Origin of the sequence: Microbispora siamensis, from assembly GCF_016863095.1 — a bacterium.
Lineage (GTDB): Bacteria > Actinomycetota > Actinomycetes > Streptosporangiales > Streptosporangiaceae > Microbispora > Microbispora siamensis.
On the sequence record NZ_BOOF01000027.1, the window covers coordinates 115,035 to 135,597 of the forward strand.

Consider the following 20,563-nt stretch of genomic DNA (forward strand, 5'->3'; position numbering starts at 1 on the left):
GGGGGCAGTATAGATGAACGGGGACCGCCGTTCCGGAGGCCGGCCGACTCTGGAAGCGGTCGCCGCACGCGCCGGGGTCGGCCGCGGCACCGTGTCGCGGGTCATCAACGGCTCGCCCAAGGTGAGCGACCGGGCCCGCGACGCGGTGTTACTGGCGATCCAAGAGCTCGGCTACGTGCCCAACCGGGCGGCGCGCACCCTCGTGACCAATCGGACCGACACCATCGCGCTGGTGGTGTCGGAGTCGGAGCAGCGCGTCTTCGACGAGCCGTACTTCGCCGGGCTGATCCGCGGCATCGGTTCCGCGCTGTCGGAGACCGGCCTCCAGCTCATCCTCACGATGGCGCAGAACCGTGCCGAGCACGACCGGCTGGAGCACTACCTGACCGGGCAGCACGTCGACGGCGTGCTGCTCACCTCGGTGCACGGCGCCGACCCGCTGCCGGGACGGCTGGAGGAGATGGGCGTGCCGACCGTGCTCGGTGGCCGCCCGGTCGGGCTCAACCCGTACAGCTTCGTCGACATGGACAACCGGGCCGGCGCCCGGCAGGCGGTCAAGTACCTGCTCTCCAAGGGCCGGACCAAGATCGCCACCATCGCCGGTCCGCAGGACATGGGCGTGGGCGTCGACCGTCTCGCCGGATACCGCGACGCGCTGCTGGCCACCGGTATGACCGAGCGCGTCGCGTACGGCGACTTCTCCGAGGAGAGCGGGGAGGCGGGCATGCGCGACCTGCTCGCCCGTCACCCCGACCTGGACGCCGTGTTCACGGCCTCCGACCCGATGGCGGTCGGCGCCCTGCGGGTGCTGAAGGAGCAGGGCCTGGTCGTGCCCAACGACGTCGCGCTGATCGGTTTCGAGGACTCCAAGGTGGCGCTGCACACCGACCCGCAGCTCACGAGCGTGCACCAGCCGACCGAGGCGATGGGCCGGCAGATGGTCCAGCTTCTGATCGCCCGGATCAACGGCGAGCCGCTGGAGCAGCCGGTCGTCATCCTCGACACCCACCTGGTGATCCGCGCCTCCGCCTGACACGGCCGCACGAACGACGAGACCGCCGCGCACCCGAGGGTGTGCGGCGGTCTCGTCGGCATGCCGGGGAGGGCCGGGAACATCCGTGGTGTCAGTCTCCGGGCCGTGCCTGTGCCGGTGGGGCAGTCGCGGAAAGGGCGCGCAGGTCGTCGAAGGCTTGGAGGAGATGTGCGTCCAAGCTCTGCGAGGAATCGTCGATCCAGGATTGGATCGCTTGGTGAAAGGCGGCCCAGCCGGTGTGAGCAGCCAGGCCGGCCAGCCGGTCGGTGACACCGCGCCGCCGCAGTGCCTCCGCTACGGCTTCGGTGATCGAGGCGGTCTTGGCCAGGTCGCGTTCACGGAGTGCCGGTGTCACCGCGATGACGTGCAGTCGTGGTTCGGCGAACGGGCGATTGTCCTCGAGGATCCGTTCGACCTTCCGGAAGGCGAAGAGCAGTATCTCGAGCGGCTGGAGATCAGCAGGTGCTTCGGCCACCGCCCGCGCCAGCGCCGCGCGCAGGTCGGCTTCGCCGTCGAAGAGCACCTCGCGCTTGTCCGGGAAGTGCCGGAAGAACGTGCGTTCGTTGACGCCGGCCCGGGCGGCGATCTCGGCCGTGGTGGTCTGGTCGAACCCGCGTTCCCGATACAGCTCCAGGGCCGCCTGCTGAAGGCGGCGGCGCGCTTCCGCTCCGCTTCGTGGCACCCTCCGAGGATACCGCATATGTCAGTCACTGGCGCTACTTGACGCCAGCGACTGGCGCTACATAAAGTCAGTGACTGGCACTACTTAGTGCCAGTCACTGACGTAACGCGGGAGAGTGTCCCATGCATGTCTTTGTCACCGGTGGTTCCGGCCAGACCGGCCCCGCGGTCGTCGCCGAACTCATCGCGGCCGGTCACACCGTCACCGGTCTCGCGCGCTCGGATGCCGCCGCCGCCCGGCTGGAGTCGCTGGGGGCCACACCACACCGCGGATCCCTGGACGATCTCGACAGTCTGCGCAGGGGCGCCGAAGCCGCCGACGCAGTCCTGCACATGGCCTACGGCGGCGACTTCTCCGACCTCGACGACATGATGAGACGCGACCGGACCGCGATCGAGACGCTCGGCCGGCCGTTGGAACACTCGGGCAAGCCGCTCGTCGTCACCTCGGGCACCCTGGTCATGCCCGCCGGCCGGGAGGCCACCGAGAAGGACGAGCCCGACGCGGCCGGGATCGCCGCCTTCCGCATCGCGGGTGAGCGGGCGTGTCTGGGCTTCGCCGCCCGGGGAGTGCGCGCGAGCGTGGTCCGCCTCGCTCCCACCGTCCACGGTCCCGAAGACCACGGTTTCATCCCCATGCTCATCGCCACCGCGCGAAAGACCGGCGTCTCGGCGTACGTCGGAGACGGCACCAACCGGTGGCCCGCGGTGCACCGGCTCGACGCTGCGGTCCTGTTCCGTCTGGCGCTGGAGAAGGCACCTGCGGGCAGCGTGCTGCACGGAGTGGCCGAAAGCGGCGTCACCCTGAAGAGCATCGCGGAGACGATCGCCCGGGGCCTGGATGTGCCCACGGTCTCGCTGACCCCCGACAAGGCTGCCACGCACTTCGTCAGCCCGTTCATGGCCACCGTCTACGGCTTCGACGGGCCCGTCTCCAGCTCGTACACGCAGGAACTGCTCGGCTGGTCGCCCACCCACCCGACGCTGCTCGAGGACCTGGAGCACGGCGACTACTTGGTCACGCCGGCCTCCTGACGACATGAGGCGGACGCCCAGAAAACATGAGGCGGACGCCCAGAAGACACAGGGCGCCCGCCTCGCGGTCAGCCGCCGGCGGACGAGAGCAGGCGCTCGGCCTCCTCCTCCGACATGTCCTCCAGCTCCGCGACCAGCAGATCCTCCAGCGCGACCGCCAGCTCGGCCACGGTGCGCCGCTCGAAGATCGTCCGGACCGGGACCTCCACCCCGGTCGCCCGGCGCAGCCTGGCCGCGATCCTCGTCGCGAGCAGCGAGTGCCCGCCCAGGGTGAAGAAATCGTCGTTCACGCCGATGGAGCCGACGCCCAGCAGTTCCGCCCAGATCTCGGCCACCAGCAGCTCGGCGTCCGTGCCCGGGGGGACGTGCCCGGCCGACGGCGCCCGGACCGGCGCGGGCAGCGCCGCCCGGTCCACCTTGCCGCGGCTGGTGAGCGGCAGCGCGTCGAGAACGACCCAGGCGGTCGGGACGAGATGGCGGGGCAGGGTCCGCGCGAGGTGCGCGGCGAGCTCCTCCCCCGTCGCGGTCCCGGTCACGTACGCCACCAATTCCTCGGCGTGGACCGTCACGAACGCCTGACCGACGCCCGGATGGTCGAGCAGCCGTGCCTCGACCTCGCCCGGCTCGATCCGGAAGCCGCGGACCTTGAGCTGCCCGTCGAGCCGTCCGAGGAACTCCAGCGTGCCGTCCTGGTGCCAGCGCGCCCGGTCGCCGGTGCGGTACCTCCGTGATCCCGGCGGTCCGAACGGGTCGGGGACGAAGGCGGCGGCCGTGAGCGCCGGGCGGCGCAGGTAGCCGCGTGCCACCCCGGCACCGCCGATGACCAGCTCGCCGATCACGCCCTTCGGGACCGGCGCCCCGGCGGCGTCGAGCAGGTGGACCGTCGTCGCGCCGACGGGCCGGCCGATCGGCGGCCTGCCGTACGTCGCGCCGAGGTCGGTCGCGGTCGCGATGACCGCGGCCTCGGTCGGCCCGTAGGTGTTCACCAGGCGGACGCCGTCGCCGAACCGGCCGCGCCAGCGCGTCACCGCGCCGCCGGACGCCTGCTCGCCGCCGATGACGACCAGCCGGAGCGCGGGCGGCCAGGCGATCTGGTCGATCTCCTCGACCAGGTGATGCCAGTAGGCGGTGGGCAGGTCGAGCATCGTGATCCGCTCCCCGCCCGGGGCGGCCAGCAGGTCGGGCAGCGTCGCCGCCCCGCCGGGCAGCAGCACCAGGGTCGCTCCCGCGGCGAGCGTGGGGAAGACCTCTTCGAGGTGGGTGTCGAAGCTCAGCGACGCGAACTGGACGACGCGGTCGCCGGGCGCCAGGCCGTACTCGCCGCGCATCCACCGGATCCGGGCCGCGATGGCCCGGTGCTCGACGGCGACGCCCTTGGGCCTGCCGGTGGAGCCGGAGGTGGAGATCACGTAGGCCACGTCACCCGGGCGCGTCCCGGCCGGTTCGCCCTGATCGTCGGGGTCGCCGGCGGCCGCGTCGTCCTCGCCGGCCAGCGGATCGACGGCGGTGAGCCCGGCGGGCAGCGCCCGGTTCGTGATCACGTGCGTCGCTCCGGCGTCCGCGAGCGAGAAGGCCAGCCGCTCCTCCGGCTCGTCCGGCTCGAACGGCAGGTAGGCCGCGCCGGCCCGCCAGACGGCGAGCAGCGCGGTGATCGCCTCGACCGAACGGGGCAGGCAGACGCCGACCACGTCGCCGGGGCGCACGCCCCGGGCCCGCAGCGCGGCGGCCAGCCGTGCCGCCCGCCGGTCCAGTTCGCCGTAGGTGACCTCGGTCTCCCCGCAGACCACCGCGACGGCGCCGGGCGCGCGCCGGACGGTCTCCGCGATCATCTCGGGGACCGCCGGTCCGGGGGTGTCGGCGCCCTCGCCGGCCATGGCACGGATGTCGGCCTCGTCGTCGCCGGTCCAGACGCGCAGCTCGGAGATCCGGCGATGCGGTTCCGCCACGGCCGACTCGAGCAGGAGCAGGAAACGCTCGGCGAGCCGGCGGACGGCCTCCGCCTCGTGCGGAGACCCGCTGAACCCGTCGTGGCCGAACGACAGGACGATCTCGCCGTCCTCGAACCACGCCTCGGTGTACAGGCCGAGCTTGACCTGCCGGTAGCCGTCCGGGAAGAAGCCGACGGACAGGTCGCCGAACGGCCGGGTGGGTCCCAGGTCCTGGCTGTGCAGGATGAACATGGTCGGCATCAGCGCCTCGGCGGGGTGCCCGATCCGCTCGAACGGGACCGAAGGCCGGCTCAGCGCCGTCAGCGCCTCCTGCCTCATGCGCCCCAGCAGCTCGGTGAACGACGGATCGCCGCCGAGGTCGCCGCGCAGCACGACGGTCTGCGAGAGGTAGCCGATCATCGGTTCCAGCTCGACCCGGTCGCGGCCGGCCACGGCCGTGCCGACGAGGACGTCGGTGTGGCCGGTGTGCCGGTGCAGCAGCACCTGGTAGGCCGTCATGAGCACGGTGAACGGCGTGGTCCTGTGCTCGCGGGCGAGCCGGTCGAGCTCGCCCGCGACCTCCCGGCCCATCCGGACGATCTGGAAGCCCGCGCGATCCTCGTCGCGGACGTCCCCGGCCCCGATGCCGCAGGGCAGGTCGGGCGGCGGCGGATCGGCGAGCCGCTCCTGCCAGTACGGCACCGCGCGCTCGGCGCGGCGGCGCTGCCAGCGGGCGTAGTCGGACGGCTGGACCGGCAGCGGCGGCAGACTCGGGGCGCGCCCGTGCAGGCGCGCGGTGTAGCACTCCGCCAGGTCGTCGAAGAGGATCCCCAGCGACCAGCCGTCGCCGATGATGTGGTGCATCGTGACGCACAGGACGTGGTCCAGCGCGCCGATCGCGATGACCGCGACGCGCAGCGGCACGCCCTCGGCGAGGTCGAACGGGGCGTTCACCCGCTCGGCGACAAGCCGCCGGGCGTGCTCCTCGTCGGCGGCCTGGATCCGCTCGACCGGCGGGAGTGACTCCGCCGCCCCCGGCGGCTCGGCGATCGCCCAGGGGACGCCGTCCTCCTCGTCGAACCGGGTGCGCAGGCCCTCGTGCCGGGCCACGACGTCGGCGAGGGCCTGTTCGAGGGTGCCGGTGTCGAGGGGCCCGCGCAGCCGGCGGACGGTGTACATGGTGTACGAGGCGTCGCGGGGATTCAGCCTCTGCAGGAGCCAGAGCCGTTCCTGGCCCGGCGACAGGGGCGCCCTCATGCGTCCGACGCCATCTCGTCGAGCACGGCCGCCAGGTCCTCGGCGCTGAGGCCGTCGAGTTCGTCGCGGAGCGCGGCGATCTCGGCGAGGTCCAGGTCGTCGTCGTCGAGCCGGTCCATCGCCGCCGCCAGGTCGGCCACCGTGGGGTTCTCGAACAGCACCACGATCGGCACGTTGATCGCGAAGCGCGCCTGGATCCTGGCGATGATCTGGGTGGCGGTCAGCGAGTGCCCGCCCAGCTCGAAGAAGTCGTCGTCCACGCCGACCGGCTCCGCGATGCCCAGCACCTCCCCCCACATCGCCGCGAGGTCCTCCTCCAACTGCGTGGACGCGGGCCGGTACGGCCGGCTGCGCGCCCGGGTCCACTCGGGCACGGGCAGGGCCTTGCGGTCGAGCTTGCCGTTGGGGGTGAGCGGCAGGGCGTCCAGCACCACCAGGTGCGCGGGCACCATGTACTCGGGCACGTCGCGGCGCAGCCGGTCACGCAGGGACGGCCACAGGTCGGCCCCTTCGGGCTCCCCGGCCGCGCGCACGATGTAGGCGACCAGACGCGGCAGCCCGTCGGGACCGTCGCAGACGCCGACGGCGGCGTCGGCCACCTCGGGCGCGGCCCGCAGCACGCTCTCGATCTCGCCGAGCTCGATCCGGAACCCGCGCACCTTCACCTGCTGGTCGGCCCGGCCCAGGTAGTGAAGCCTGCCGTCCTCGATCCTGGCGAGGTCGCCCGTGGCGTACAGGCGGGCCCCCGGCACTCCGGAGAACGGGTCGGGCAGGAACCTGGCCGCCGTCTGGCCCGGCATGCCGCGGTATCCCCTCGCCAGGCCGGCGCCGCCGATGTGCAGCTCACCGGCCTCGCCGGGCGGCACGGGACGTCCGTCGGGGCCGAGGATGTGCACCGTCGTGTTGCCGATGGGCTCCCCCAGGTCGACGGGGGCCGGGGACGGGGCCACCCGCCCGGCCGTCGACCATACCGTCGTCTCCGTCGGGCCGTACACGTTCCAGAGCCGGGCCCCGCCGTCGAGGAGGGCGTCGGCGAGGTCGCGGGGCAGCGCCTCGCCCCCGCACAGCCGGGTCGCGACGTTCTCGGGGACCCCGCCGGATTCGAGCAGGATGCGCCAGCTCGCCGGGGTCGCCTGCATGATCGTGACGGCCTCGCTCACGGCACGCGACCGCAGGGCCCGGCCGTCCGCCGTCTCGTGCCCGGACGCGACCACCACCCGGGCGCCGCAGGCCAGCGGCAGGAGGAGCTCGAGCACCGAGATGTCGAACGACAAGGTGGTGACCGCCAGCCAGGCGTCGCGCGGGGTGAGCTCCAGCAGGGAGGCGAAGGACTCCAGCAGGTTGACCACCGCGCCGTGCGGCACGGCGACCCCCTTGGGCCTGCCGGTGGAACCGGAGGTGTACATGAGGTAGGCCAGGTCGCCCACGGTGCCGTCGACCAACACCTCGCCGTCGACCAACACCTCGCCGCCGGTCGGCACGTCGCCGTCGCCGGGGGCCCCGCCCGCGACGGGAACGCCGTCCTGCGAAAGCTCGACGACGTCGGGGACGCCGTCGAGCAGCCGGGATTCGATCCCCTGGCCGGCCAGCACCAGCCGGATGCCCGCGTCCTCCCGCATGTACCGGAGCCGGTCCTCGGGGAAGCCCGGGTCGAGCGGCACGTAGGCGCCGCCGGCCCGCCACACGGCGAGCAGGGCGACGACCATGCCGGGGCAGCGCTCCAGGCACAGGCCCACCGGGACCTCCGGGCCGACTCCGCGGGCGCGCAGCAGCGCCGCCAGCCGGTCGACCCTGTCGTGCAGCTCCCGGTATGTCAGCACGCCACCGGCGCCGCTCACCGCGACCGCGTCGGGGCTCGCGTCACGCCACCGGCGGATCAGCGCGAGCGCCGTATCAGGGGTGGTCACGCCGCTCACCGCGTCACTCACTTTCACGCACCTTTCACTTCCGAGAACACGCTCGAGAACGCGCTCGAGAACACGCCGCTCAGCGCGGACAGCGGGATGTCCGGGTCGGCCCCGGCCCGCCGTACGATCTCGGCGAAGCCGCCGACGAGGCGGCGCGCGGTCGCGGGCGCGAACAGATCGCTGCTGTAGTCGAGGACGCCGCCCAGCCCCTCCGGCCCCCGCCACAGGTCCATCGAGACCTCCGACTTGGTGTGACTGGGCGGGACCGTGTAGACCTCCCGGCCGAGGTCGGCCATCCGGGTCCCCAGCAGGTCGTCCTTGGGCAGGTTGTGCAGGTTGAACATGGCCTGGCACAGCGGCGGCCTGCTGATGTCGCGGGGGACGCGCAGCGCGGCCAGGACGTGCTCGAACGGCACCTCCGCGTGCCGCATCCCGGCCAGGGTCGTCTCCCGCACGCGGTCCAGCAGCTCGTGGAACGACGGGTCGCCGGACAGGTCGGCGCGCAGCACCATCGTGTTGCCGAAGTAGCCGATCAGCGGCGCCAGCTCGCTGCGGGACCGGCCGGCCACCGGCACGCCGACGCAGAAGTCGGACTGGCCCGACGCCAGGGCGAGGGTCGCCTGGTAGGCGGCGGCCAGGGCCATGAAGGACGTGCAGCGCCGCTTCCTGGCCACCTTCTCCAGCGGCGTGATCTCCTCCGGCGGCAACAGCAGGTGCTCGCGTCCGCCACGCCCGGACCACCGGGGCGGCCGGGGGTGGTCGGCCGGAAGGTCCAGCGCGGGGGCGCCGGCCAGGCGGCGCGTCCAGTACTCCAGGCCCTCCGTGTGGTCCCGCTGCCTCTCCTGCACGGCGAAGCGGGGATACTGCGTGGGCAGCTCCGGCAGCTCGGGCTCACGCCCCTCGCGCCCGGCGGCGTAGCACTCCGTGAGCTCACGCATGAGCACGTCGAGCGACCAGCCGTCCATCACGATGTGGTGCAGGACGATGCACACGACCGCGTCGTCCCTGCCCGGCTCGGCCAGGCCGGTCCGCAGGGGAGGCTCGTTCTCCAGGTCGAACGGCCGCTCGACGAACTCCTTCAGCGCCCGGTCGAGGTCCGCCTCCCCCGAGAGCGCGATCCTCTCCAGCGGCACCGGCCCGGGCGGCAGCACGACCTGCACGGGGGCGTCCCCGCGTAGCCGGAAGCGGGTCCGCAGCACCTCGTGCCGCGCCACGATCCGGGTGAACGCCGCGGTCAGCGCGTCCACGTCGAGCGGCCCCCGCAGCCGCATGCACCAGGGCGTGTTGTAACTGGTGTCGCCGGGGTCGAAGCGGCTGAGGAACCACAGGCGCTCCTGCCCCGGCGACAGCGGCCACTCCTCGCCGCCGGGGTCCCGCGGCGCGCCCCCGAGGGAGCGCAGCAGCGCCGCCCGGCGCTCGGGGGGCAGCCCGGCCAGCTTCTCGATCAGCGCGGCGCGGCGCTCCGCGGTGGTCATCTGTCCCGGGAGCTCAGCGTCGCCGGGTCGCGTGCGCTCAGCGGGCGCATGTCGGTCCACACCGTCTCGATGTGGTCCAGGCATTCCTGCCGCGTGCCCGCGAAGCCGGTGGCCCGCCACCCGGCGGGCGGCTCGCGGTCACTCCACCATACGGAGTACTGCTCCTCGTCGTTGACGACCACGAGCATCGGGGAGTCGGTCATGTCACCTTCCCAAAACGGTCATTGCGGTAGACGGGGCCCGCCCGCCGCCCTCGATCAGCCGGGGACAGGCGGGCCAGCCGGTGGGGTCGGCCGGCGGCGCCGCGCACAGGACGTAGTGGTGGGGGGCGAGCACGTCGGTCCGGCCGGCCGCGGCGCGCATCACGGCGGCGTGGACGGCCTCGGGCGTGTCCAGCCCGGGACGCGCGACGAGATACCCGGTCAGCCGGGGGGCCGCCCCGTCTCCCAGGTCGTCTCCGGTGCCCTCCACCACGACCACGGCCAGGTCGGTCCCGCACACCCGGCGTAGCAGGGCCTCGCTCTCCGGCAGGTCCACCCAGTCGTGGCCGATCACGGTCCACCCGGCGGGGCGCCGCACCGGGTCCAGCCCCGCGACCTTCGCGACCTGGTCCAGCGGCACCTCCTCCGAGAGCGCCCGGACCAGCAGCTCCTCCAGGCCGGTGAGCATCCGCTCGGCGACGTCCCCGGGCAGGAAGGCCGTGTCCACCAGGACGTAGAACTCGCAGGTGGACGGGGCCGGGCCGGTGGCGAAGAAGATCCTCGCCTTGACCTTCGAGTAGGCGCCGACGAAGAACGTCCTGGTCTTGCCCCGCAGCGCGGCGAGCGCCGCGGCGTCCCCGGTATCGACCTGCGGCAGGCCCTGCCAGCGGCCCGCCTGCCTGACGTCGTTGAAGAACGCGTCCAGGTCGATGTCGGCGCCGCGGTCCCACGCCTCCGCCTCCCAGGCGGCCAGCACGAGCCCGGGGTCGTAGTGCCCGTTCCGGTACGTCGCCATCGTCCTGCGGTGTCCGCGCCGCAGCGCGTCGGCGAACGTGCCGGCCTCCAGGTCGATGACGCACAGCCCGTCCTGGGCGGCGGGGCCGGCCATCGCCTCCATGCCCGGGTGGTGCCGGTTCGACACGATGAGCTGCAGCGCCGCCGTGGGGTGCCCGGTGACGGCGGCCAGCAGCGCGGCGCTCGCCACCGTGAGCACGCTGGAGGTCGTCACGCCGTGCCGGGCGGCGAGCGCCTCTGCGGCGACGGCCGCCGCCGGGGAGTCCATCCCGTGGCGGACGAAGCGCGGCTCCTCGGGTTCCCTCGCCGGGAAGTCGAACATCGAACGCGGAGCGGACGCCAGACCGGTCCGCCAGTGCCGCAGCGCCTGTCCGCCGGGCGGCGGATCCGACCGCTCGAAGGCCGCCTGGTCGAGCGGCTGCCAGTCCGGGCCGGGCAGGTCATCCCCGGCCACCAGCCGCGGCCACTCCGCAGCCACCATGTTCAGCGACCAGCCGTCGAGCGCGAGGTGCGACAACGCGAGCGCCAGCGCGCGCGGCCGGCCCCTCTGGCAGACCACCGCGCACCGGATCGGCAGCTCGGCCGCGTAGTCGAACCCGGTCGCGGCCAGCTCGGCGGCCAGCGCCTTGGCCGCGCTCATCGGCTTGGCCGCCGCCTCGTACACGCCGACCGTGAGCCGGCCCTCGCGGCTCACCCGCTGGACCGTGCTGCCCTCGGTGCCCTCCCCGTTCTCCCCACTGCCCTCCCCGTCCCGGACGAACGCCGTGCGCAGCGTCTCGTGCCGCTCGACGAGACGGCCCACGGCGCGCAGCACGGCGTCCAGACCGGCCGCGCCGGTCACCGGCAGGGTCCAGGCCAGGTTGAAGTAGGGGTCGCCGTCGTCCAGCCACTGCGTCGAGCGCCAGATCCCCTGCTGCCCCCAGGTCAGCGCGGCCTGCCCGCCCCGCGCGCCGCGGAACTCCACGGTGCGCGGCGGCAGCGCCGTGAGACCGGTGACCTGCGCCGGCGCGCTCGCGGTCACGTCCGCTGCCCCGCGATGTGCTCGACCAGGCCGTCGAGCGTGTCGAGGTGGCCGCCGTCCAGGTCGACGTCGCAGTCGAACTCGGTCTCCAGCAGGTCGATCAGCCGGAGGTAGGCGATCGAGGTGAGGCCGAGCGCGGGCAGGCTGCAGTCCGCCGCCAGGATGTCGGCGACGGCCAGGTCGCCGCCGCTCGCCTTCGACACCAGCTCGGCCACGCGCTCCCTCATCACGCCTCCTCCCGCAGGCGGGCGACCTCCGCCGCGATCCCGGTGATCGTCGGGTCGTCGAAGAACACGTCGAAGGACAGCTCCACGTCCATCCGCTCGCGCACCTTCGCGATGATCTGGGTGATCGACAGCGAGTGCCCGCCGAGGTCGAACAGGTCCTCGTCCGGGCCGATCTCCGGCATGCCGAGCACCTCGCGCCAGATCTCGCCCACCTCCGCGAGGTACGGCACGGCGTCCGCCTCGACGCCCGCCCTGACCGGGGCCGGCTCCCCGGCCCGGGCGAAGGACGGCTCGGCCGCGCCGCCGGCCACCGGGGACGGCAGCGGCAGGTCGGCCACGTCGGCGTCCGGGGCCGCGGCCACCGCGCGCAGCAGGGCGAGCAGGTGCTCGGCGACGGTCTCGCAGCCGGAGCGGCTCAGGACGAGCGGGTTGAACTGCAGCCGGGCCGCGATGCCGTCCGGCGCGTCCACCACCTGCAGGTGCAGCGTGCCGCGCACCGCCTGGTTGAACGACATCCAGTCCACCGACGCCTCCACGCCGGGGAACTCCGGCGCGCTCGCGTCACGCCTGCGGTAGCTGACCGAGACCGGCGTCAGCGCGGTGCGCGGGCTCACTCCGCCGACCGCGCGCGCGAGCGGCACCTGCCGGAACCGGTAGGCGGCCCGCAGCTCCTCGCGTACGGCGTGGGCGAACTCGGCGAACCTCCCGGCCGGGGCGGGGGCAGGCACCGGCAGCTCGTTCACGAACAGGCCGATGTGGCCCCGCGTCTCCTCGGTCCTGGTCGACAGGTCGACGGCCACCGCCGCGTCCTCGTTGCCGTACGCCGCGAGCAGGGTGTGCACGGCGGCGAGCACCAGCTCGAACCGGGTGACGCCCAGCTTGTCCGCGGCGACGGCGAGATCGGCGGGAAGCGCGAAGTCGACGGCGTCGCCGGCCGCGGCGCGGGTCGAGACCCCGGAGAGTCCGGGGAGCCGCAGGTCCTGCCGGTCCCGCCAGCGGTCGCGCCAGAACTCGGCGGCGTCACCGAGCAGCTCGGCCACCCGGGCGTTCTCCCGCTCCACGGCCTCGCCGTACGTCAGGGGGAGGGCCGGCGACGGCAGCCCGGCGTAGGCGTCGGCCAGGCCGCGCACCAGGATGTCCTTCGACATTCCGTCGAAGACGGCGTGGTGGGCGACGAAGACGAGCAGGTGCCGCTCCGGCGCGAGCCGGAACACCGTGAACCGGGCCGTCGGCCCGGTCCCCAGGTCCAGGGCGAGTGACGCCTCGCGGTCGACCAGCTCGCCGGGCTCACGCCCTGCGTCCTCGAACCCGGTGGCGTCCTCGAATACGATCGGCGGCGGCACGGCGGCAGGCACCAGGCGCACCACGCCGTCCCGCTCCGCCAGGGCCGCGGCCAGCTGGGGATGCGCGCGGACCACGTCGTGGCAGGCGGCCAGCAGCCGGTCCACGTCGAGGGGGCCGTCGAACCGGATGGCCAGCGGCATGTGGTACACCCGGCCACCGCAGCCCATCTGCTCCGTTATCCACATGCCGTGCTGTGCGAGGGACGCCTGCTCCCCCTCGCCGATGAGTGTCGGTGACATCTCACTTGCCTTCCGTCGTGCTGATCACGGAGTCGCCCAGCAGCGCGGGCAGCTCCTTCTTGATGACCTTGCCTGACTGGTTCCTGGGCAGGCTGTCGACCACGAGGACCCGTTCGGGCAGCTCGTGCCAGGCCAGCCGGTCCATCAGGAAGGCGCGCACCTCGCTCTCGGACAGCCCGGGGCCTTCCGGCAGCCCGGGTGACCTGGGCACGATCGCGGCGCCCAGCACGGAGCCGAGCACCGGATGCGGGAGCCCGAACACGGCCGCCTCGGCGACCCCCGGGTGCTCGTGAAGCGCGGCCTCCACCTGGAGCGTGGACACCTTGAACGCGCCGGTCTTGACCACGTCGCTCTCGCGGTCGACGAGGTAGAGGTAGCCGTCGGCGTCCACGTATCCGACGTCTCCCATGCGCACCCAGCCGTCGCGGAACGACCGGGCGCTGGCCTCCGCGTCGCCGTAGTAGGAGCGGGTGGCGGTGGGCGACCGCATCCACACCTCGCCGGTCTCCCCGGGCGGGAGCGGGTTGCCCTCCTCGTCGGTGATGCGCAGCGAGCCGCCGAACGCGGGCCGCCCCAGCGCGGCGGGCCGCGTCCGGTCGTAGATCATGATCGTCTGGGCGGGGGCGGCCTCGGTGGACGTGTAGTAGTTCGTCACGGTCGCGTTCGGGAAGGCCGTCGCCAGGCGCTCCGACAGGGCGGGGGGAAGCGCGGCCGCCGCCGACCCCAGCAGCACCACGCTGGACATGTCGTGCCGCTCGTGCAGCCCGGCGTCGAGCAGCTCGATCGCCATGGACGGCACCAGGAACACGGTGCCGGGGCGGTAGGTCTCGATGAGCCGGGCGAACCGGCCGGGGGTGAACCTCGCCGGGGTCAGCACGGTCGGCCGGGCGTCCAGCGCGTTGATCAGCATGGTCTGGCCGGCGTTGGTGCCGATCGGGAAGGCGTGCAGCAGGTGCCGTGAGTGGGCGAACCTGCGGTGCTTGGGCTGCGTGACGCAACCGTAGGCCAGGTTGGCGTGGCTCGCGCCGACCCCCTTGGGCCGCCCTGTCGTGCCGGAGGTGTAGAGGATCTGCGCCAGGTCGCCGGGCCGCACCTGCGGCCCTTCCCACGCCGTCTCCGCCGCGAAGCCGGCCTCCAGCTCCGCCGGGGTCGCGGTCCACGGCTCCACGGCCCTCTCCCCGGGCATGGACGCCGATCCCGGCCCCGTCGGCGCCGCGAGGTCCCGGCCGAGCAGCACCGCCGACGCGGCGCAGTGCCCGATCATGTAGCGCAGCTCGGCCGGCGCCAGCCGGTCCGACATCGGCACGGCCACCGCGCCCGTCCTGAGCACGCCGAAGAACGCCACGGCGAAGTCGATCCAGTCGCGGCTGCCGAAGTGCAGCGCCACCCGGTCGCCCGGCGCCACGCCCCGGTCCGCCAGTGCGGCGGCGAGCGCCGCCGACCTGCGGTCCCACTCGGCGAAGGTGAGCTCCCCCTGCCCTTCCACGATCATCGCGACGCCGTCCGGCTCCTGCCCCGCGCGCAGCCGCAGCAGCTCCGGCACGGTGAGCGCGGGCGTCCCCCGCGTCCTCGTCCCTGTCATGCGAGCTCCTTCTCGGGTTCGCGGGCCGTCCGTGTGTCCGCGGGTGCGTCCGTACGGTCGCCGGGGCCGGCGTCCGCCGTCCGGGCGGCCGCGATGCGTTCGGTCAGGGCCTGGTAGCCGACGACGTCGTCCGGCAGGGCGTCGGGCACGTCGGTGTCGAACCGGCGCAGCACCCGGACCCGCAGCGCGACCAGCGCGATGACGGCGATCGCCACCGCGAAGCAGGCGTACATGAAGCCGATCCCCCGGCCGGGACCGGTGCCGAGCACCGCGCCCGCCGTGCCGGCGAGCGGCCCGTCCGGGGCGAGCAGCGGCTCGAAGACCTGCGCGCCGTACGGCGCGACCAGGCCGAACCCGATCGGCAGGGTGGACCAGGCGATCAGCGTGTTCAGCGCGATGACCCGGCCGTGGAACCGCTGCGGCACCTTGACCTGGATGATCGTGGCGTAGACGCCGTTCAGCAGGGTGAGGCACAGCGACATGCCGAACGCGCCGACCGCGATCAGGAACAGGTCCGCGCGCAGCCCGGTCAGCAGGCAGAACACCGACAGGGCGAGCGTTGACAGCAGCACGCCGTGCAACCGCCGGCGGCGCGGGCCGCCCCAGGCGGCCATGGCCAGGCCGCCGAGGAAGGCGCCGAGCCCGCCCGCGAACGACACCCGGCCGACCTCGGCCAGCGACGCGAACGACAGCACGAGCGGCGAGATCATCAGGAACAGCGGAGACAGGAAGACGTTCAGCACCGCGAAGTAGAACAGCATCGCGCGGAAGCCCCGGTGGCCCCAGGAGTGGCGGATGCCGCCCATCATCTCGGCGAGCACGCTCTCCCGCCGCTTCCAGGCCATCGTCGCGGGGAAGCGGATCAGCGCAACGGTGAGCGTGGCGACGACGTAGCTGACCACGTCGATGACGAGGATGCCCTCCAGCCCGATCGCCGCCATCAGCCCGACCGCGATCAGCGGCACGATGAGCTGCGCGGTGCCGGTGGCCATCTGGACCACGCCGTTGGCGTGCCCGAGGAACCGTTTCGGCACGAGCTGCGGGATCGCCGAGCCGTACGCGAGCCGTTGGAAGGTGAGGGCGACGGACAGGCAGACCAGCAGCGGGTAGATGTGCCAGACCTGCAGGTTGCCGGTCCACAGCAGCAGGCCGAGCATGAGCTGGGTGCCGCCCGCGGCCGCGTCCCCGGCGATCATGACCTTCCGCCGGTCGAACCGGTCGACGATCGTGCCGGCCAGCGGGGCGACGAGCATGCCGGGCAGCAGGCCGAGCACGGAGAACAGCGCGAACCGGGCGAGCGAGCCGGTGGTGAGGTAGATCCACAGCGGGATGGCGAACTCGGTCAGCGCGGAGCCGGTGATCGAGACCAGCTGGCCTGCCGCGACCACGAGGAAGCGCCGCATGCTGGGCGGCGGGCCGCCGAGCGCCCGCGTGCCCGCCGCGCCGGACGGCTCGTCCCGCTTCGCGGCGGTCCCGGCCTCGGTCCCGGCCTCGATTCCGCCCTCGGTTCCGGCTTCGGCGGACCGGCGCGAGACGCCCTGCAGCCACCAGGTCCGCCCCTCGTCCCGTTCCATCCCCTCCGTACGCCCGGAGGCGAGCGCGTCGTGGGTGCCGGTGACGATGTCGGCCAGTTCGGCCGCGCGGTAGCGGGTGAAGAAGTGCCCGGCCTCGTCGAGCACGACGCACGCGGCCTCGTCTGACAGGGCATGCCACTCTTTGTAACGTTCCTGATAGAACTCGGTCGCCGGGTCGCGCTCGCCGACGACGGAGATGACCGGGGCGCGCAGCCGACCACCGTCCGCCTCCTCGAACAGGCGGGTGTAGTAGCGCTCCGCGTGCCGGGCGCCGAGCCGCTGGTTGGTGACGATCAGCCTGACCTGGTCCCGGCCCAGCTCCTCGACGTCCAGCCCGGCGGCGGTCAGGGCGTTGATCCTGGCCTGATCGCTGGTCAGCCTGTCGAAGAACGTGCCGAGCCAGTTCATCCCGCGGCCCGGCCGGGCGAACGGGAAGACGCCGCCGAGGTAGAGCGCGGTCAGCTCCTGCCCGGCCGCCTCCAGCTCCCGGGCGACGGCGGTGGCGAGCACCCCGCCCGGCCCGCAGTGCCCGTAGATCACCAGCCGGCCCGGCGAGCCGTCCATGATCTCGGTGATCTCGGTCACGCAGTCGCGGACCACCTCGTCGAACGGCCGCGCCTCCTCGCCCAGTTCGTTGCCGGGCACGGCGACCGAGTAGAGCGCCCAGTCGGCCGGCAGCGCGTCCGCGAGCGGCTGGTAGACCGCCGCGCTGCCCCCGCCGTACGGCACGCACACCAGGGTGGTGGTGACGGCCCGGGCGGGGGTGAGCCGGTGCAGCAGGGAGCGCGGCACGTCCCCCTCGGCCGTGAGCAGCCGGGCCAGCTCCCGGACGGTGCGGTGCTTGAACACGTCGAGCACCGTGACCGGCCGGTCCGGGTGTGCCTTGCGCAGCCGGGCGATGACCCGCATCGCCAGCAGCGAGTGGCCGCCCAGCGCGAAGAAGTCGTCGAGCGCCCCCACGCGCTCGACGTCCAGCACCTCCGCCCAGACGCGTGCCACGTCCTCCTCGGCGCCGGCCTCCGGGGCGACGTATTCGGCCGCCGCCACGTCGGCCTCCGGCTCGGGCAGCCGTGAGCGGTCCACCTTGCCGTGCGACTTGAGCGGCAGCTCGTCCAGCCAGGCGTACCGCGAGGGGATCATGTACGCGGGCAGCCGGTCGGCCAGCCACGCGCGCACCGCCGCGGTGTCCGGTCGTGCGTCGTCCACGGCGTGTTCGGCGGAGGGGACGAGGTAGGCGACGAGCTGCTCACCGCGCGGCTCGACCACGGCCTGGGCGACGTCCGGATGGTCGGCGAGCACCGACTCGACCTCGCCGAGCTCGACCCGGTAGCCGCGGATCTTCACCTGCAGGTCGCGGCGGCCCAGGAACTCCAGGTCGCCCGAGTCGGACCACCGGCCGAGGTCCCCGGTGCGGTACATGCGCGACCCGGGCGGGCCGTACGGGTCGGGGAGGAACCGGTCGGCGGTCAGGCCGGGACGGTTCAGGTAGCCGCGGGCCAGCCGGTCGCCGCCGAGGTAGATCTCCCCCGGCACTCCGGCCGGCACCGGCCGCAACCGCTCGTCCAGCACGTACGCCCGCGCCCCGGGCAGCGGCGAGCCGATCGGCAGGCTCACGCTCGCCTCGGCCGGGCCGTCGGGAGCGGGCAGCCGGGCGACGTCGTAGGTGGTCACGCCGACGGTGGCCTCGGTCGGCCCGTAGTGGTTGACGACCCGGCAGCGGCCCATCGCCGCGAGCTCGGCCGCCCAGCCGCGCGGGGCCGCCTCTCCGCCCAGCAGCAGCAGCTTCCTGGGCAGCAGGTCGTCCGGCCCGGCGTCGGCGAGCAGCGCGGCGAGGTGCGAAGGAGTGATCTTGAGGTAGTCGATCCCGGTCCGCCGGAAGATCCCCGCCAGCTCGGGACCGGCGGTGCGCGAGGGCACCAGGTGCAGGGTGCCGCCGGTCATCAGGCACAGGTAGAAGACCGTGACGCCGAAGTCGAAGGCGAGGGACTGGAGCAGGGCGAAGGACGAGCCGGGCTCCACGCCCAGCCGCTCGCGCACCCCGGCGAGGTAGACCATGACCTCGTGGTGCTGCACCGCGACGCCCTTGGGCCGCCCGGTGGTGCCGGAGGTGTAGATCACGTACGCGAGGTCGCCCGGCGCCGCCGGCTCCGCCTCGGCGGGGAGCTCCGTCTGGTCGTCCGCCTGGTCGCCGAGGTGCACGGCGGTGATGCCATCGGGGAGCCGGTCGCGCAGGTCCGGGCTGGTCACGACGATCGACGCCGCGGCGTCGGCCAGGACGTACTCGAGCCGTCCGCGCGGGTGCTCCGGGTCGAGCGGCAGATAGGCCGCGCCCGCCTTGAGCACGCCGAGCACCGCGACCGCGAGCCCGGTGGACTGCTCCAGGCAGATCGCCACACGGTCGTCGCGCCGCACGCCGAGCCCGCGCAGCCGCCGGGCGAGCCGGTCGGCCGCGGCGTCCAGCTCCGCGTACGTGAGGGCGTCGCCGCCGCAGACGACGGCGGTCGCGGACGGGGTGCGGGCCGCCTGCGCCGCGATCACCGCATGCAGCCTCGACGCCCCGCCGAACGCGTCCGCCGGGGGCGTCTCGGCCTCGGGGGCGGCGCCCGCGAACCCGAGCACGCGGTCGCGCTCCGCCGCCGGGAGCAGCTCCAGGTCGGACACCCGCGCGTGCGGGTCGGCGACGATCGACCTGAGCAGGTTCTCGAAGCACTCCGCCAGGCGCTCGATCGTGGCCGGCCGGAACAGCTCGGTGCGGTAGGTGAAGTTGCCGCGCAGGCCGTCGCCCTGGTCCATCAGGTAGAGCGCGAGGTCGAACCGGCTGGCGGTCACCTCGAACGGGTACGCCGACATGGTCAGGCCCTGGGTGGCCAGCGGGGCCGACCGGTAGTTCTGCAGCGCGAACATCACCTGGAACACCGGCGACCTGCTCACGTCGCGCTCGACGCCGAGCTCGCCGACCAGCCGGTCGAAGGGCAGTTCCTGGTGGGTGTAGGCGTCCAGCGCCGTCTCGCGCACGCGGCCGAGCAGCTCGGTGAAGGTCGGGTCGCCGGACAGGTCGGCCCGCATCGGCAGCGAGTTGATGAAGAGCCCGACCACCCGCTCCAGCTCCGGCAGGTCGCGTCCCGACACGGGCGACCCCACCGCGAAGTCGTCCTGACCGGAGTAGCGCGCGAGGAGCACCTGGAAGGCGGCGAGCAGCGTCATGTACAGCGTCGCGCCGTTCTCCCCGCCCAGTGCGGTCAGCGCGTCCACCAGCTCGCGGTCCAGCGCGACGCCGTGGGCGGCGCCCGCCGACCCCTGCTCCGGCGGGCGCGGCAGGTCGGTCGGCAGCTCCAGCGGCGGCAGCCCGGCCAGCCGCTCCCTCCAGTAACGGATGTCGTCCTCGTGGGTCCGGCCGCGCTCCCACAGCGCGTAGTCGCCGTACTGCACGGGCGGGGCGGCGAGACCGGCGTCGGTCCCGGTCCGGTACGCCTCGTGCAGGGCGAGCAGCTCCTCCATCACGATGTCGCAGGACCAGCCGTCGGTGACGGCGTGGTGCATCGTCAGGAGCAGCACGTGCTCGCGGGCGCCGAGCCGGACCAGGAGCAGCCGCAGCAGCGGGCCGCTCGCCAGGTCGAACGGCCGGCTCAGCTCCTCCTGCACGGCCTCCCGCACGGTGGCGGGGTCGTCCGACAGCCGCAGCTCGACGACGGGCTCGTCGTCCAGCACGATCTCCGGCGTGCCGTCGTCGGTGGTGACGAACCGGGTGCGCAGGCTCTCGTGGCGCCGGGCCACCTCGGTGAGGGCGCGTTCCAGGGCCGCGCCGTCGATCTCACCGCCGTCCAGCCGGACGGCGAAGGCGACGGTGTAGGCGGTGGTGCCCGGGGCGTACTGCTCCAGGAACCACAGGCGCTCCTGGGCGTGCGAAAGCGGCGGGTGGGTGCCGGCCGGCCGCGGCGGCACGGTGACCCTCGCGGCTTTCCCGGCTTTGAGCCGCTGCGCCAGCAACGCCTGCTTGGCCGGTGAGAGGCCGGTCCGGGTCACGACGCCGGCACCTCGGTTGAAATTTGCATTAAGAACATGGCATTCCTCTGTGCGCTCTGCGCCCCGGTACGCCGGCGATTGATACGAAGTCGCGGGCGGCCAAACGATCCGGCGGTGGTTGAATCACCGCCGGTGAGCTTCCTGCCTGGTGCCTGGCACGGCGCGGGATCCACCGCCGCTCGCGCCGGTAACCCCCATTTCGGACGCGGTAGTGGGAACGCTCCCACGGCAGTGGAGGCTAG

General features: G+C 73.7%; 12 protein-coding genes. 2 read left to right on the plus strand and 10 right to left on the minus strand.

Annotated elements, in window-relative coordinates; all coding sequences use genetic code 11:
* The first annotated feature begins 13 nt into the window (after positions 1–13).
* A complete protein-coding gene (locus Msi02_RS22410) occupies positions 14–1,033 on the plus strand; it encodes a LacI family DNA-binding transcriptional regulator (RefSeq protein WP_193204543.1) in 1,020 nt (339 codons plus the stop codon).
* Between the two features lie 91 nt (positions 1,034–1,124).
* Here Msi02_RS22410 and Msi02_RS22415 read toward each other — a convergent pair whose 3' ends face one another.
* Positions 1,125–1,715, minus strand: coding sequence for a TetR family transcriptional regulator (locus tag Msi02_RS22415; RefSeq protein ID WP_204050100.1), 591 nt, complete (start codon positions 1,713–1,715; stop codon positions 1,125–1,127).
* 122 nt (positions 1,716–1,837) lie between these two features.
* On the opposite strand from Msi02_RS22415, the gene Msi02_RS22420 reads away from it, so the two are divergent.
* A complete protein-coding gene (locus Msi02_RS22420; protein ID WP_204050101.1) occupies positions 1,838–2,749 on the plus strand; it encodes an SDR family oxidoreductase in 912 nt (303 codons plus the stop codon).
* A gap of 68 nt (positions 2,750–2,817) precedes the next feature.
* On the opposite strand, the gene Msi02_RS22425 is transcribed toward Msi02_RS22420, so the two are convergent.
* From Msi02_RS22425 to Msi02_RS22465, 9 genes are read right to left on the minus strand one after another with little or no spacing between them, the layout of a single operon-like run.
* A complete protein-coding gene (locus Msi02_RS22425; protein WP_204050102.1) occupies positions 2,818–5,934 on the minus strand; it encodes a non-ribosomal peptide synthetase in 3,117 nt (1,038 codons plus the stop codon).
* Positions 5,931–7,862, minus strand: coding sequence for a non-ribosomal peptide synthetase (locus Msi02_RS22430; protein ID WP_204050103.1), 1,932 nt, complete (start codon positions 7,860–7,862; stop codon positions 5,931–5,933). Before Msi02_RS22430 ends, Msi02_RS22425 begins: the two co-directional genes overlap by 4 nt.
* Positions 7,863–7,864: 2 nt before the next feature.
* Positions 7,865–9,316, minus strand: coding sequence for a condensation domain-containing protein (locus Msi02_RS22435; RefSeq protein WP_204050104.1), 1,452 nt, complete (start codon positions 9,314–9,316; stop codon positions 7,865–7,867).
* Complete coding sequence (locus tag Msi02_RS22440; RefSeq protein ID WP_204050105.1) at positions 9,313–9,519, minus strand: MbtH family protein; 207 nt, start codon at positions 9,517–9,519, stop codon at positions 9,313–9,315. Before Msi02_RS22440 ends, Msi02_RS22435 begins: the two co-directional genes overlap by 4 nt.
* A 1-nt stretch (position 9,520) precedes the next feature.
* Positions 9,521–11,332, minus strand: a complete 1,812-nt coding sequence (locus tag Msi02_RS22445) for a condensation domain-containing protein (protein ID WP_204050106.1) — start codon at positions 11,330–11,332, stop codon at positions 9,521–9,523.
* Complete coding sequence (locus tag Msi02_RS22450) at positions 11,329–11,559, minus strand: phosphopantetheine-binding protein (RefSeq protein WP_204050107.1); 231 nt, start codon at positions 11,557–11,559, stop codon at positions 11,329–11,331. The genes Msi02_RS22445 and Msi02_RS22450 overlap by 4 nt, the downstream gene beginning before the upstream one ends.
* Positions 11,559–13,142 carry a condensation domain-containing protein gene (locus Msi02_RS22455; protein WP_204050108.1) on the minus strand — a complete coding sequence of 528 codons (1,584 nt, stop codon included), beginning with the start codon at positions 13,140–13,142 and terminating at the stop codon, positions 11,559–11,561. The genes Msi02_RS22450 and Msi02_RS22455 overlap by 1 nt, the downstream gene beginning before the upstream one ends.
* A 1-nt stretch (position 13,143) precedes the next feature.
* Positions 13,144–14,724, minus strand: a complete 1,581-nt coding sequence (locus Msi02_RS22460) for a class I adenylate-forming enzyme family protein (RefSeq protein WP_204050109.1) — start codon at positions 14,722–14,724, stop codon at positions 13,144–13,146.
* Complete coding sequence (locus tag Msi02_RS22465; RefSeq protein ID WP_204050110.1) at positions 14,721–20,321, minus strand: non-ribosomal peptide synthetase/MFS transporter; 5,601 nt, start codon at positions 20,319–20,321, stop codon at positions 14,721–14,723. The genes Msi02_RS22460 and Msi02_RS22465 overlap by 4 nt, the downstream gene beginning before the upstream one ends.
* Positions 20,322–20,563 lie beyond the last annotated feature (242 nt).